Consider the following 13,807-nt stretch of genomic DNA (forward strand, 5'->3'; position numbering starts at 1 on the left):
GGGGAGGGATCAGTCCACGCCGATACGCCGTCTCGAAAGCCATCACTGTCCCAACCGCTCCAGCAGGGCCGGGACGTGGACCTGATCCGCCTTATAGTTGCCCGTGAGCGTGTAGATCACGAGGTTGATGCCGCCGCGAAAGGACATCTCGCGCTGGCGCTGGTCGCCGCCGACGATGGGGTAGAGCGCTTCGCCGCGCTTGCCCACCGCCCAGGCGGCGGCGAGGTCGTTGCCGGTGATGACGATGGGGGAGACGCCGTCGCCGGCCCGGGCGGGGCGGCGCTCGGCCACGTCGCCGGCCGGCGGCAGGGTTTCGACCCAGGTCTGGCCGGTGGCGTAGCGGCCGGGAAAATTGTCCACGAGGTAGAAGGCCTTGGTGAGCACGTGGTCGGCCGGAACGGGTTCCAGCTCGGGCACTTCCAGGGTGGAGAGCATCTTGCGCAGATAGGCTCCCTCCGGGGTGGGCGGGCCGCCCGGCCGGGCGGTAAGCGCGTCGCGGGTATCGAACAGCACCGTCCCGCCGTTGCGCATGAAGGCGTCGATCCGGCGGATCGCGGCCTCGCTCGGCTGCGGGCGGCCGGCGACGATGGGCCAGTAGATGATCGGGTAGAAGGCGAGCTCGTCCTTGCCCGGATCGATGCCGATCGGGTCACCCGGCTCCAGGGCCGTCCGGCTGGCGAGCATCTGGGTCAGGCCGTTGAGCCCGGCGCGGCTCGCCGTATCCGTCGCCTCGTCGCCGGTGACGACATAGGCGAGGCGCGTGGCGAGGGCCGAGTCGAACGCGTTCGGCCGCGCGGTCTCCTCAGCGCGGGCGGCATCCGAAAGCCCGGCGACGCCGATCCCGGCAACCAGAAGCGCCGCCGCTGCCCGTCCGGCGAAACGTCCGAACAGCCCCCCGCGCGACCGGTTGAAGAGGCCGCCGAGCCAGAGGCCGGCGAGGGTGTCGAGGATCAGGAGCATCAGCGCCACGGTAAACAGCGTGGCGCGCAAGTCGAGGGTGTCGCCACCGGTGAGCGAACCGGTGCGGGCGTCTGCGAAGGCCGACAGGTCGAGGGGTTTGAGGCGGTCGTCGGGCCTCAGTGCGTTCACCGCGACGCCGCCGTCGGCGGGGCCATAGAACCCGGCCGGGTGTTCGAGGCTGGCGCGCTCGCCATAATCGTCCGGCACCGCCGTGGCGCCGGCGGGCGGGCTGCCCAGCGCCCCGAACCCGTCGAGGGTGAGGCGCGGCGCGAGGACGGCGGCGGCGGGCCGGGTCGACCCCTCCCCTCCGGTCGGAGACGCGCTGCCCGACAGGGCGACGACCCGGCGCAGCATGTCGATGAACAGGCCCGACAGCGGCAGGTTCGACCAGGTCGTGTCGGCGGTGACGTGGAACAGGACCACCTGCCCCTTGCCGCGCTTTTCGGCGGTGACGATGGGCGTCCCGTCCTGCAGCGAGGCCCAGGTCCGGCCCGGCAGGTCGCCGTCCGGCTCCGCGAGGATCTGGCGGCGCACGCCGATATCCGCCGGCGGGACCAGCCCCGCAAACGGGCTCTCCGGCGCGAAGGCGGCCAAGGTCTTGGGGCTGTCCCAGGACAGGGTGCCGCCCAGGGTCCGTCCGCCCCGGCGCAGGCGCACGGGGACCAGGGTATCGTTGCCCGCGGCCAGGCGTGGCCCGGCGAAGCGCAGCAGCAGCCCGCCCTCGTCCACGAAACTCGCCACCCGGCGCATGGTCGGCTCGTCGAGGGCGCCCACATCGGCGAGCACCAGCACCGAGACCTGATTGTCGAGGAGCTGACCCACGGATTCGGCCACCCCCTTGGCCCCCCGTGCCTCCTGCACGTCGGCGAAGGGGGTCAGCGCGCGGGAAAGATAGTAGGTCGGTGCGAGGAGCGGCTGGGCCTGGTCGTTGGTGCCGCCGAAGACCAGCCCGACCCGGCGGCGCTTGCCGCGCTCGTCCATCAGCGTCACCGCGCCGGCCGAACGCTCCGCGGCGATCTCCAGCCGGCTGATGCCGTTGCGGAGCTCCACCGGAAGCTCGAACGTGACCTCGGTTTCGACGGCCCCGTCGGCGAAGCGGAAATCGTGCTCGGCGAGCGGCAGGCCCTTCTGGTCGAGGGCGCGGACGAGGCCGGTATCGCGGCCATTGGCCGAGGCGCGCAGGACATGGGCGGTGAGCTTGCCGCCGCTCTCGGCCGCAGCCAGCGCCAGAGCCGGGGGCCGATCGGCGCGCAGGATGGTCGGGCGGGTGCCGGTCTTGTTCAGTACTTCGGACAGCCCCATGCCGAACGAATCGGCGCCGGCTCCCGCCACGCCATCGGTGATCCAAACCAGAGCGGCCGTCGGATGGCGCTCGAAGAAGGCTCCGATGGCGGTCAAATGACCGTCGCGTTGCGGTAGATGGGACCGTGGCGTGACGGCCCGGAGACGGTCCAGGGCGGCGGCGGGCGTCTTCGCCTCCACGGCGGCGGGGACGTCGGCGAGCGCGACCACCGCCACCGGGCGACCGTCCCGCGAGGCGGCTTCGACCTCGTCGGTGGCGGCCCTCATCCGTTCGCGCCAGTCATGCGCGGCGGAAAAGCCGTTGTCGATCAGGACGAGGAGCGGTGTCCTCCCGGAGGTCGCGCCGGTGCCCGACGGGTTCCAGACCGGCCCCGAAACGGCAAGGATCAGGCAGGCCGCCGCGATCATCCGGAGGATCAGCAGCCAGGGCGGGGTCCGCGCCGGCGTCTCGCGCTTGGCCACGAGGTCGGCCATGATCCGCAGGGGCGGGAACTCGATCCGCTGCGGCCGCGGCGGCGTCACCCGCAGCAAATACCACAAGGCCGGCAAGGCGATGAGCGCGGCGAGCGCCAGCGGCGCGGCGAAGGTCAGGGGCAATCCGAACATGTGTTGCTCCTCACCCCGTCCCGCGCGCGGCGGCGACCAGCGTGAGGAGCCGCAGGGCCGCCTCGCTCGCCGGCCGGTCGGTGCGGTGGGTCGTCAGGGTCCAGCCCTGGGCGCGGGCGATCTCGGAAAGCCCGTCCCGATGCACGGCGATGCGCGTGCGATAGGCCGCCCCCCACGCCGCCGCGTCGCCGATATCGAGGCTCACCTTGGTCTCCGGATCGTGCAGCACGGCCTGACCGGCGAAGGGAAAGCTCTCCTCCACGGGATCGACCACCATGACGAGATGACCCCTCGTGCCGGAGCCCGCTAGCGAGCCCACCGCCTCCCTAAGCTGTTCCAGCGGCGAGAGAAAATCGCTGACGAGGATCGCCTCGTCGAAGCGGCCCGGCGTAGCCCGGGGCGGCATGTCCTGCTCGAGTCCGGCTTTGTCGGCCACGAGGGCGTGCGCCATGGTCTCGACGATCCGGCGGGAGGCGGTGGCGCGGGTGAGGCCGAGGAGCCCCGCCCGCTCGCCTCCCTCGACCAGGGCATCGGCCACGGCGAGGCCGAGCACCAGGGCGCGTTCGACCTTCGGCCCCTGCCCGAGGCTCGACGAAAACCCCATGGAGGCGGAACGGTCGATCCAGAACCAGATGTTGTGGGTCGCCTCCCATTCGCGTTCACGCACGTAGAGCCGGTCGTCGCGGGCCGAGCGGCGCCAATCCACCCGCGCCGCCGCTTCGCCCGCCACGAAGGGCCGGAACTGCCAGAAGCTCTCCCCCTGCCCCGCCCGGCGTCGGCCGTGCAGGCCGTGCGCGAGCGTCGAGGAGACGCGACGCGATTCGAGGATCAGACGCGGCATCCGCTCGGCAAGGGACAGCGCGCCTTCGGTCTCGTGTCGCCCAGGAGCGCGCTGGGCCGCGTCGAGAATCCGGGTCGCGATCATCCGGCTAGAGCTTCGCGGCCAACTGGGCGATGAGCCCCGGCACGGTCTCGCCATCGGCACGCGCGGCAAAGCTCAAGGCCATGCGGTGCTTGAGCACGGGCTCCGCCAGCGCCTTCACGTCGGCCACCGAGGGCGCGACACGGCCTTCGATCAGGGCGCGGGCGCGCACGGCCAGGGTCAAGGCCTGACTGGCGCGGGGACCAGGCCCCCACAGCAGCTTGCCCTTCAGGGCGGGATCGCCCCCTTCCGGACGGGCCGAGCGAACGAGATCGAGGATCGCATCTACCACCGCATCGCCCACGGGCAGACGGCGCACGAGGCGCTGCGCCGTGAGAAGCGCCTCCGTGGACATCACCGCCTGCGGGCTATGGTCGCCGACGCCCGTGGTCTCGATGAGGATCCGGCGCTCGGCGGCGCGGTCGGGATAGCCGACGTCGATCTCGAGAAGGAACCGGTCGAGCTGCGCCTCGGGGAGCGGGTAGGTGCCCTCCTGCTCGATGGGGTTCTGCGTCGCCAGGACGTGGAACGGGCGCGGCAGGTCGTGACGCTCGCCCGCCACTGAGACGAAATTCTCCTGCATCGCCTGCAGCAGGGCGGATTGGGTGCGCGGGCTGGCCCGGTTGATCTCATCGGCCATCAGCAGCTGCGTGAAGACCGGGCCGCGCACGAAGCGGAACGAGCGGCGGCGATCCTGGTCCTCGTCGAGGATCTCGGTGCCGAGGATGTCGGAGGGCATCAGGTCGGGGGTGAACTGCACGCGGCGGGCATCGAGCCCGAGCACGGTCCCGAGCGTCTCCACCAGCTTGGTCTTGGCGAGGCCCGGCAGGCCGACGAGGAGGCCGTGGCCACCGGCCAGGATAGTGATGAGGGCCAGATCGACCACCCTCTCCTGGCCAAAGATGACCTTGTGGATCGCGTCGCGGGCCTGTCCCACCTGACCGAGACACGCCTCCGCGGTGGCGACGATGCCGTCGTCGAGGGACGTGGCCGGGGCCGGTATGGAGCCTGAAGTCATGCGTTCGATCCCGGTTTGCCGCCCGCCCGCTAGACCGGTTCGAGGCGGCATCTTTCTGTAGCCTGACGACCACGTTGGGACAGAGTGTGGCGTTCTTTTCCAGACGCTGGCAAGGTCGACGCGACGACGCAGGTGTTTTGCCGGTTTGCGGTCGCGGGAGCCCGTTCCTCATCCCTCCCGGAACGCCGGGGGGCCTGTCGCGCCGGATGCCGGATCGCTTCCGTCACCAACCCTCGGGCGGTCAGAAGTGGCTGAACGACCGTGTCGTGAAGGGGTATTCGCTGCCGTCCGGCCGACGGAAGACCGGCGCCCGATCGCCGGCCACGACGGTCCCTATCCGTGCGAGCGGGATGCCGACGGCAAGGCTCTCGGCGATGAAGGCATCGACATGGCTCGGCGCCACGGCGCAGAGGATCTCATAATCGTCACCGCCAGTAACGACGGTGCGGATCAGAGCCGGATCGAACGTGAGCGCGGCTCGTGCGGCATCGGAGAGCGGCACGTCGGAGAGGATGATTTCGGCGCTGCGCCCACCGCCAGCGAGCATCTTCGTCAGGTCGCCGACCAAGCCATCGGACACGTCCATCGCAGCCCGTGCATGGCGGCGGAGGATCGGCGCGAGGGAAACGCGCGGCCTTGGATGGCGGTAGCGGTCGATGAGAACGCCGCGCGGCGCCGATCCCAGGTGCTCGCCCCATCCCAGCATGGGCTCGTTGAGGAGCGGCAAGCCGAGGGCCGCGTCGCCGATCGTACCGCTGACGCAGAGGATATCACCGATCTCGGCCGTCATCCGCCGGACCATGCCGCCGTGCGGCACCTCGCCGAAGGCCGTCACACCGATGAGGGCGGGTCCAGCAGAACGGACGGTATCGCCTCCGAGGAGGGGACAGCCGAACGCCGTCGCCGCCTCACTGAGGCCCTTGGTGAATCCGGCGAGCCAGGCCTCCGTCCAATCGTCGGGCAAGGCGAGGGTCAGGAGAAACCCGCGTGGTGTCGCCCCCTTCGCCGCGATGTCGGACAGGTTCACTCCGAGCGCCTTGCGGGCAACGGAGCCAGGGGGATCATCGGGCAGATAGTGGACACCCTCGACGATCGCGTCGGCGGTGAGGACGAGATCGCAGCCGGGGCTCGGCGTCAGGGTGGCGGCGTCGTCCCGCAACCCGTCGGCGCCGTACCCCGCCAGCGGCGCGAAGTAGCGCGCGATCAGCCCGTCCTCCGAAGGTCGGGCGGAAGGGGGATCGGTCTTCAAGCGCGCCCGGAGCCGGGGAGTCCGGCGAACTCCGATCCACGAACCTCGCGGGCGACCTTGTCGAGGACAGCGTTGACCATGCCCGGCTCATCGCCAGCATAGAAGCCATGGGCGACGTCCACATATTCAGAGATCGCGGCACGCGCCGGCACGTCCTTACGGAACATGAGTTCATAGGCCCCGGCACGCAGGATTGCGCGCAAGACCGCCTCGATGCGCTTCAGCGGCCAGCCGCTGGACAGGGCCTTGTCCAGCTGCGGATCGATCGCGCGCTGTTCCTCGACCACGCCGCGCAGCAGATCGCGGAAGAAGGCGATCTCGGCGGGTGGCTGTTCAACGCCGTCGATGTCACGGCCGATCCAGTAGGCCTCGAACTCGGCGAGTGCTTCGATGACGCCCTTGTCGGAAATTTCCATCTCGTAGAGCGCCTGCACCACGGTGAGGCGTGCGCCACTGCGCTCGATCGTCTTGGCCATGGGTTCTCAATCCTCTCCCACTGGAGCGGCGGCCGCGGCGCGTTTCAGCGATAGAACGGCCAGGGCCGCCTCTGCGGCGCCCGCTCCCTTGTTCAGGTCGGAGACGCGGGCGCGAGCAAGGGCCTGCTCCATGGTCTCCACCGTCAGGATGCCGTTGCCGAGGGGCAGACGCCCGGTCACGGACAGGTCCATGAGGGCCCGCGCACTCTCGGTGGCCACGATGTCGTAATGGCCGGTCTCACCGCGAATGACGCAGCCGAGGGCGACAGCGGCGTCGTAGGGCTGCCCGGCGCGAGCCGCCTCCTCCACCAGGATCGCTATGGCAGCGGGTATTTCTAGCGCGCCCGGCACCGTCACGACGACGCCCTCGGCCTCCGCCGCTTCGAGGGCACCCTGCGTGCCGGCGAGAAGTTCATCGGAGATGTCGTCGTAATAGCGCGCTTCCACCACGAGGACGCGTGCGCCCTTCACGTTCGTAGGGACGGCCGAGCGGGCGGCGGGTGAGGGCGAAACCATCGTGGGCCTTGTCTGCAGAGGCGGAGGGCGACATCGGCACGGACGTGACGAGGGAACCTTGATCGCGGATCGTTGGCGTCGCCACCCGGTACGACCGGGTTGGCCCGGTTCGAAATCTTGCGACCGATCGCGTTAGGGAAGCGGGTCGGAGACCTGTCGTTCGGTGGGCGAGCGATAGACCGAAGGGTGCCGTATCACAAGATAGCGCGTCAGGAGGCGCGATTCTCGAACAGTCGGGCTGCGTACCGGGCGATCAGGTCGACCTCGATATTGAGCCGGTCACCGATTTGGCGCTCGCCCCAGGTCGTCACCGCCAGGGTGTGCGGGATCAGAAGGACCGAGAAGAGGTCGCCATCGACGGAATTGACCGTGAGCGACGTGCCGTCGAGGCAGACCGACCCCTTCTCCGCGATGAAACGCGACACGGATGACGGCGCACGTAAAAGAAATCGGTCGCTCAGCGCCCATTGCGGATCGCCGGTCCCACCCGTCACGCTCTCGCGGGCGACGATCTCGGCGACGCCGTCCACATGCCCGGTGACGAGATGGCCGCCGAGTTCATCGCCGATCTTGAGCGACCGTTCGAGGTTCAGCCGCGCGCCATCGCCCCAGTCGCCGACGGTGGTCCGTGCGAGAGTTTCGGCCGCGGCATCGATGGAAAAGATGCATCCCCCGGTCACGCGCTCGATCGCCACAACGGTGAGGCAGGGACCGGAACAGGCAATGGACGCGCCGAGCGCGATGGTCGCGGGATCGTAGGAGGACCGAATGCGGATGCGGCGCAGACGTTCATCACCCTCGACGCTCAGGACCGATCCCACATCGCTGACGAGGCCAGTGAACATTTAGAGGCTCCGTTCGTACGTAACAGACTGATCCGCTCCGAAAGCGCGGGCTTCGGTGATGCCGAAGCCTGGCCCGTGCAGGCGGGTCGTTAACGCCTCGCCGACCGCCGGGAGGCCTCCACCGCCGATGGCACGCGGACCGGTGACGAGCGTGCAGACGTCCACCAGATCGGCAGCCGCCAGGGAATCGGCAAGGTGGGGACCGCCTTCGCAGCAGATCCGTGTCAGTCCATGCTCGGCAAGACGCGAGAGGGCGGCGGACAGGTCGATCCGGCCATGTGAGCAGGCCGAGACCTGAACCGTCTCGACGCCGAAAGAGGCCAGCATCCGCTTGGCATGGATCGGTGCCGATCGTGTCGTCACCACCAGAGTCGGGATGTCGCGGGCGCTACGAACGAGGTGGGAGGTGGGCGAGAGCCGCAGGGTCGAATCGAGCACGATGCGCAGCGGCGATCGTTGTGACAGGCCGGGCAGTCTCACCGTCAGCGACGGGTCGTCCGCCCGTGCCGTGCCGATCCCGACGAGAATCGCGTCGGCATGGGCGCGCCAGAGATGGACAGCGCCATCCGCAATGGGACCGGTGATGCGAAGCCGCTCATCCGGGGCGCCGGCCGCGAATCCGTCCAGGGTGCGGGCGAGCTTGAGATGCAGGCTAGGGCGCCCCATCGTGACGCGAGTGATGTGACCGCGATGGTCTCGTGCGGCCTCGTCCCGGAGCACGTCCTGCGTCACGGCGATACCGGCCTCGACAAGCCGCGCATGGCCCCTGCCCGCCACTCTGGAATCCGGGTCCTGGATCGCCGTGACGACGCGGGTGATCCCCGACGCGATGATGGCGTCGACGCAAGGGGGGGTGGCTCCGTGATGTGAGCACGGCTCGAGCGTGACGTAGAGCGTCGCCCCGCGCGCGCCCTCGCCGGCCATGGCGAGAGCGAGAGGCTCGGCGTGCGGGCGCCCCCCGGGAGCCGTCACGCCCTGCCCGATGATGCGCTCCCTGCCCGTTTCGCCCGCGACCACCACCGCGCCAACGGAGGGATTTGGCCAAGTCCGTCCGAGATTGCGCCTGCCGATCGCCAATGCGAGGCGCATGAAGCGACGGTCTTGGGTGTTTGTCGTCTCACGTCCATTCATGGCCGGACCCGCGTTGCCCGCTTCAACGGAGGTTTGACCGGTGGTCCGGCACTGGGCAAAATTTCGCCGAGGGAGATCTCATCGCCCGTCTCATCGTCCTGCGGCGGTGCGATGCCGGCGGGCTCGCCAAGGGTACCGAGCAGCGCCTTGAAGTCGCTGGCCTCGCGAAAATTCTTGTAGACCGATGCGAAGCGAACATACGCGACGTCGTCGAGGCCCTTGAGGCCCTCCATCACCAGTTCGCCGATCGCCTCGCTGCCGATTTCGGCCTCGCCGCCGCTTTCCAACTGCCGGGTGATGCCGCTGACCAGACGCTCGATCCTCTCAGGGTCGACCGGCCGTTTGCGCAAGGCGACGCCGATCGAACGCTGGAGCTTGTCGCGATCGAACGGCACGCGCTTTCCCGAGCGCTTGAGCACCGTGAGCTCGCGCAACTGAACCCGCTCGAAGGTGGTGAAACGGCCACCGCAATCCGGGCAGACCCGACGGCGCCGGATCGCGGCAGAATCGTCGCTGGGGCGCGAATCCTTCACCTGGGTGTCGGGACCGCCGCAATAGGGACACCGCATCGGGCGGATACCTGCTTGATTGGTGAGAAAACGAGAACGGCCGCGGATATGGGGATCCGCGGCCGTCTCTATCATGTCGGTGACGGCGGGTGCACCCGCCGTCGGACGCTTCAGCCGTAGATCGGGAAACGGTGGGTCAGGGCGTGGACCTTGTCCTTGACCGCCGCCTCGATGGCCGGATCGCCGGCATCGCCCTTCGCCGCCAGACCGTCGAGCACTTCGACGATGAAGCCGCCGATCTGCTTGAATTCCGCGACACCGAAGCCGCGAGAGGTCCCGGCCGGTGTGCCGAGGCGGATGCCCGAGGTGATGGTGGGCTTCTGCGGATCGAAGGGGACGCCGTTCTTGTTGCAGGTGATGTCAGCGCGGCTCAGTGCCGCCTCCGCAGCCTTGCCGGTGAGACCCTTCTTCTGCAGGTCGACGAGCATCAGGTGGTTGTCGGTCCCGCCCGAAGTGATGTCGTAACCGCCGGTGATCAGGGTGTCGGCGAGCGCCTTCGCGTTCTCGATGACCTGCTTGGCGTAGATCTTGAACTCGGGCTTGAGCGCCTCGCCGAAGGCCACGGCCTTGCCGGCGATGACGTGCATGAGCGGGCCGCCCTGGAGGCCGGGGAAGATCGCCGAATTGAACTTCTTGGCGAGTGCCTCGTCGTTCGTCAGGATCATGCCGCCGCGCGGGCCGCGCAGGGTCTTGTGGGTCGTGGTGGTCGCAACATGCGCGTGCGGGAACGGCGACGGGTGAACGCCGGCCGCAACGAGGCCGGCAAAATGGGCCATGTCGACGAAGAAATAAGCGCCGACCGCGTCGGCGATCTCGCGGAACTTCGCGAAGTCCCAGTGACGCGGATAGCCCGAGCCGCCGGCGATGATCACCTTGGGCTTGTGTTCGTGAGCCAACGCCTCGACCTGCTCCATGTCGATGCGCTGGTCGTCGCGGCGCACGGTATAAGAGACCGGCTTGAACCACTTGCCCGAAACGTTCGGGGGGGCGCCGTGGGTGAGATGGCCGCCGGCAGCGAGATCGAGGCCGAGGAAGGTATCGCCCGGCTGCATCAGGGCCATGAACACGCCCTGGTTCGCCTGGCTGCCCGAGTTCGGCTGCACATTGGCGAAGCCGCAATCGAACAGGCGCTTTGCGCGCTCGATGGCGAGGTTCTCGGCGATGTCGACGAACTGACAACCACCGTAGTAGCGACGGCCGGGGTAGCCTTCAGCGTACTTGTTCGTGAGGACGGACCCCTGCGCTTCCAGCACGGCCCTTGAGACGATGTTCTCGGAAGCGATCAGCTCGATCTCGTGCTGCTGCCGTCCGAGCTCCTGGCTGACGGCCTTGGCCACTTCCGGATCGGCGTCGGCCAGGGAGGCGTTGAAGAACGAATTCGAGAAGTGCTTGTCGGCAACGGTACCGGCGCTCATGGAAGGCCTCGATTGTTGAACGGGCGAAGGCGTCCGTTATCCGCCAGCGTGAAGCGGGCGAACGCTCGATGTGCAATTTACTACACGGGCGGCGGGACGAGGCCAAGCACAGCTAATTTGTAGCCCGCGCCAAAAAAATTTCGGTGCATCCCGTATTCAACATGGCGAATGCCATGGCGACGAAAGCCTTTTCAGGTCTCTCGCGGCAAGATCTCGGAGGCTGTCGACGGCATGGCGTGTCCGCCTCTATGGGCGCTTTTTCCCTACGCCGGAGGAGACACCCGTCGCAAGGATGGATGATTTTTGGGACGCGGGGACAATGCTCGTACGCTTCGGCCTTTATAGTCTTCTCGTGCATCTCGAAGCGCAACGGCGGACAAAACGTCCTGACAGGATGCGGGGTCACGTCACGATGTGCAGCTTTCCGTCGCGGACCAGGGGGCCGGAGCCGAAGCGACAGCGCCGGACCGTCGCGAGGAGGACTTGGCGCCTATCGTTCAGCCAAGAAAGCGGTCCGCGTCGGCGGGTTCCGGCCCGTGGCAGACCTCCTCCCGCCCAAAGCGCGCGAAGCAGCTTCCGGCGATGAACATCATCGAATGCCGTCTGCCAGCACGGCACGGTCAGGGTGTCTCGGTAGCTGAAGAGATCTCGTTGGGACTGGATCCGCGCGACATGTCGACCGCTCGAACTGCATTGCCCATCGTAAGAGCCGAAGGACGTCTCGAACGCATCAAGGCGTTCAAAAAAATCGCTTGCCTCATCCGAAATGAAATGGGCGGGACCCGATGCCGGATCCCGCCCCTTCTTCTGCGGGCATGAGGCGTCGGGAACTCAGTTCTCCTCGTCGCCCGGCTCGAAGCTCGGCACCTGTTCGGCGCTGGCCACGGGGGTCGGGGCCGACAAGGTCGAGGGCACGTTCACGCCGTCGCGCTTGTAGATGTCGTCGCGGAACTGCACCGAGCCGTCCGGGGTCGCCCAGGCGGTGATATAGGTCCAGTAGACCGGCACGGGGGTGCTGAGGGTCGCGTCGACACGCTTGCCGCTCTCGATGGCCTGCTCGACCTGGTCGCGGCCCCAGCCGGGCGTGTCCTTGAGCAACCAGGTGATGTACTCGCGCACGTTCTGCACGCGGACGCAGCCCGAGGAGATGAAGCGGAAGTCGTCGCCGTAGACGCCCTTGGAGTTCGTGTCGTGCATGAACACGCCGTGCGGATTCGGGATGTTGATGCGCACGATGCCCATCGAGTTGAAGTCGGCGCCCGAATCCTGACGGTAGCGGTAGCGCGTGCCCTCGTCCGAATTCCAATTCACCGAGGCCGGAGAGATCTCGGTCTCACCGGTGAAGATTCGGATCTTGTTCTCGGTGAGGTAGTTCGGGTCCTTCTGCATCTTGGGGATGAGGTCCTTCTTCACGATGGAAGCCGGGACCGTCCAGAAGGGGTTGAAATTGATCTGCGTCGCCTTGGTGTTCATGATCGGCGACTGGCGATCGATCTTGCCGACGCCGGCGGCGTGCAGGGTGACGACCTGACCGTTCTCCACCGTCTGGACCAGGGCGGCGGGAATGTTGGTGATGACGAAGCGGTTGCCGAGATTGCCCGAATACGAGCGCAGGCGCACCGCGTTCACCTCGAGCTGCTTCAGGCGGATGTCGGCCGACACGTTCATGGCCTGCTGGGTGGCCGGGCTCATGGAGCCGGTCTGGCTCAGGCCATGGCGGGCCTGGAAGCGCTTCACGCCGGCGGCCACGTAGGAATCGTAGACACTCGATCCGCCGGAGGCGGAGTCGAGATCGCCGGTCACCGCGAGACGCTGGCGCAGGGCCGCCACGGCCGGTCCCTTGCTGCCGATGCGCAGGCGGTCGGCGCCGGAGACCGGTCTCCAGCCGCCACGCGCCACGATGTCCTTGTAGCGCTCGACCATCTGCTCGGTGGCCGCGATCGTCTGCGGCGACAGGATCGGCGTCGAGGAGCGCTGCACCTGCATGGCCGAGGGGGCCGCGTAATCCTGCGCCCATTCCGCCTGTGCGAAACCGGCCTGCTCCCGCGCCGACGCGGTTTGCGCGAAAGCGGCGACACCGGCGAGGAGTGCGAGACCCAGTGAGCGGATGGGGTAAGCCTGTTTCAGCATCGGACGGAAACTCTGATCTGACCTGTGAAGCGGCACGAGGCCGTCGGGGCATGGCCGTGACGTGGAGAACGACCACCGAAAGTCCTGTGCCGCGAACGTGTCGGGGCACGGTTAAGAAGTCATGCGGTCCGGGCTAGAATGTGGCGCTGCGAGATTAAATCTGGGCTTGTCCTGTACTGCAGCACACATGCAACATCCCTGCGCCGCACCTCGTCGACGGTATGGCGGGATTATGTCCGTTGGGGTAAGCGCTGAAGGTATGATGTCGGAAGACACAGCGGCGGGTGGCGGGCGCGTGATCACGGCGGTGATCGCGCTCTACGCGTTGGTGCTGCAGGTCTTCCTTGCGACCCTGATGCCGCTGCCTGCAGCCGGTCATGCCGATCCGATCTGCTCGGGCCTGATGGACGGCGGATCCTCCGCACAGGGGCCGGAGGAACCGTCGCATGGCCACCACAAGCTCTGCTGTACCTCGGTGGCTGCGATCGCCGGAGCGGATCAGCCGGGTCTCGCGTCGAGCACGGTCGTCTGGCCGGTCGCATCCGTCACCCGCCTGACCTGGCGCGACGAGGCCCGACAGGGTGCTCGAGGACCGCCGGGTTCGATCCGCCACCCGCGAGGCCCGCCCGCCGTCTGAAGCGATTCGATACCTCGATTCCTTCAGACAC

The 13,807-nt window shown here is 68.1% G+C and carries 12 protein-coding genes; 1 reads left to right on the forward strand and 11 read right to left on the reverse strand.

What is annotated here, in order from left to right:
• Positions 1-42: 42 nt before the first annotated feature.
• From MKK51_RS25275 to MKK51_RS25325, 11 genes are all read right to left on the reverse strand, one after another.
• Positions 43-2,868, reverse strand: a complete 2,826-nt coding sequence (locus MKK51_RS25275) for a DUF4159 domain-containing protein (protein WP_243982189.1) — start codon at positions 2,866-2,868, stop codon at positions 43-45.
• A gap of 10 nt (positions 2,869-2,878) precedes the next feature.
• Positions 2,879-3,793, reverse strand: coding sequence for a DUF58 domain-containing protein (locus tag MKK51_RS25280; RefSeq protein ID WP_243982191.1), 915 nt, complete (start codon positions 3,791-3,793; stop codon positions 2,879-2,881).
• Between the two features lie 4 nt (positions 3,794-3,797).
• Positions 3,798-4,808, reverse strand: coding sequence for an AAA family ATPase (locus MKK51_RS25285; protein ID WP_243982193.1), 1,011 nt, complete (start codon positions 4,806-4,808; stop codon positions 3,798-3,800).
• 241 nt (positions 4,809-5,049) lie between these two features.
• Positions 5,050-6,057 (reverse strand): thiamine-phosphate kinase, encoded by a 1,008-nt coding sequence (thiL, locus tag MKK51_RS25290; protein ID WP_243982195.1) that lies wholly within the window; start codon positions 6,055-6,057, stop codon positions 5,050-5,052.
• Positions 6,054-6,533, reverse strand: coding sequence for a transcription antitermination factor NusB (gene nusB, locus MKK51_RS25295; protein ID WP_243982196.1), 480 nt, complete (start codon positions 6,531-6,533; stop codon positions 6,054-6,056). The genes thiL and nusB overlap by 4 nt, the downstream gene beginning before the upstream one ends.
• 6 nt (positions 6,534-6,539) lie before the next feature.
• On the reverse strand, positions 6,540-7,049 hold the full coding sequence (gene ribH / locus MKK51_RS25300) for a 6,7-dimethyl-8-ribityllumazine synthase (RefSeq protein WP_243982199.1): 510 nt from the start codon (positions 7,047-7,049) through the stop codon (positions 6,540-6,542).
• 209 nt (positions 7,050-7,258) lie between these two features.
• Entirely contained in the window at positions 7,259-7,894 is a 636-nt protein-coding gene (locus MKK51_RS25305; RefSeq protein WP_243982201.1) for a riboflavin synthase, read from the reverse strand.
• The gene (ribD, locus tag MKK51_RS25310) at positions 7,895-8,983 is read right to left on the reverse strand and encodes a bifunctional diaminohydroxyphosphoribosylaminopyrimidine deaminase/5-amino-6-(5-phosphoribosylamino)uracil reductase RibD (protein WP_243982202.1); all 1,089 of its coding nucleotides are present in this window, start codon (positions 8,981-8,983) and stop codon (positions 7,895-7,897) included.
• A gap of 38 nt (positions 8,984-9,021) precedes the next feature.
• On the reverse strand, positions 9,022-9,594 hold the full coding sequence (nrdR, locus tag MKK51_RS25315; RefSeq protein ID WP_243982296.1) for a transcriptional regulator NrdR: 573 nt from the start codon (positions 9,592-9,594) through the stop codon (positions 9,022-9,024).
• A gap of 110 nt (positions 9,595-9,704) precedes the next feature.
• Positions 9,705-11,009, reverse strand: coding sequence for a serine hydroxymethyltransferase (glyA, locus tag MKK51_RS25320; RefSeq protein WP_243982203.1), 1,305 nt, complete (start codon positions 11,007-11,009; stop codon positions 9,705-9,707).
• Between the two features lie 831 nt (positions 11,010-11,840).
• The gene (locus tag MKK51_RS25325; protein WP_243982204.1) at positions 11,841-13,139 is read right to left on the reverse strand and encodes a murein L,D-transpeptidase; all 1,299 of its coding nucleotides are present in this window, start codon (positions 13,137-13,139) and stop codon (positions 11,841-11,843) included.
• Positions 13,140-13,401: 262 nt separating this feature from the next.
• On the opposite strand from MKK51_RS25325, the gene MKK51_RS25330 reads away from it, so the two are divergent.
• A complete protein-coding gene (locus MKK51_RS25330; protein ID WP_243982205.1) occupies positions 13,402-13,776 on the forward strand; it encodes a hypothetical protein in 375 nt (124 codons plus the stop codon).
• Positions 13,777-13,807 lie beyond the last annotated feature (31 nt).

The sequence above is a fragment of the Methylobacterium sp. E-045 genome, from assembly GCF_022829685.1.
In the GTDB taxonomy this organism is placed as follows: domain Bacteria; phylum Pseudomonadota; class Alphaproteobacteria; order Rhizobiales; family Beijerinckiaceae; genus Methylobacterium.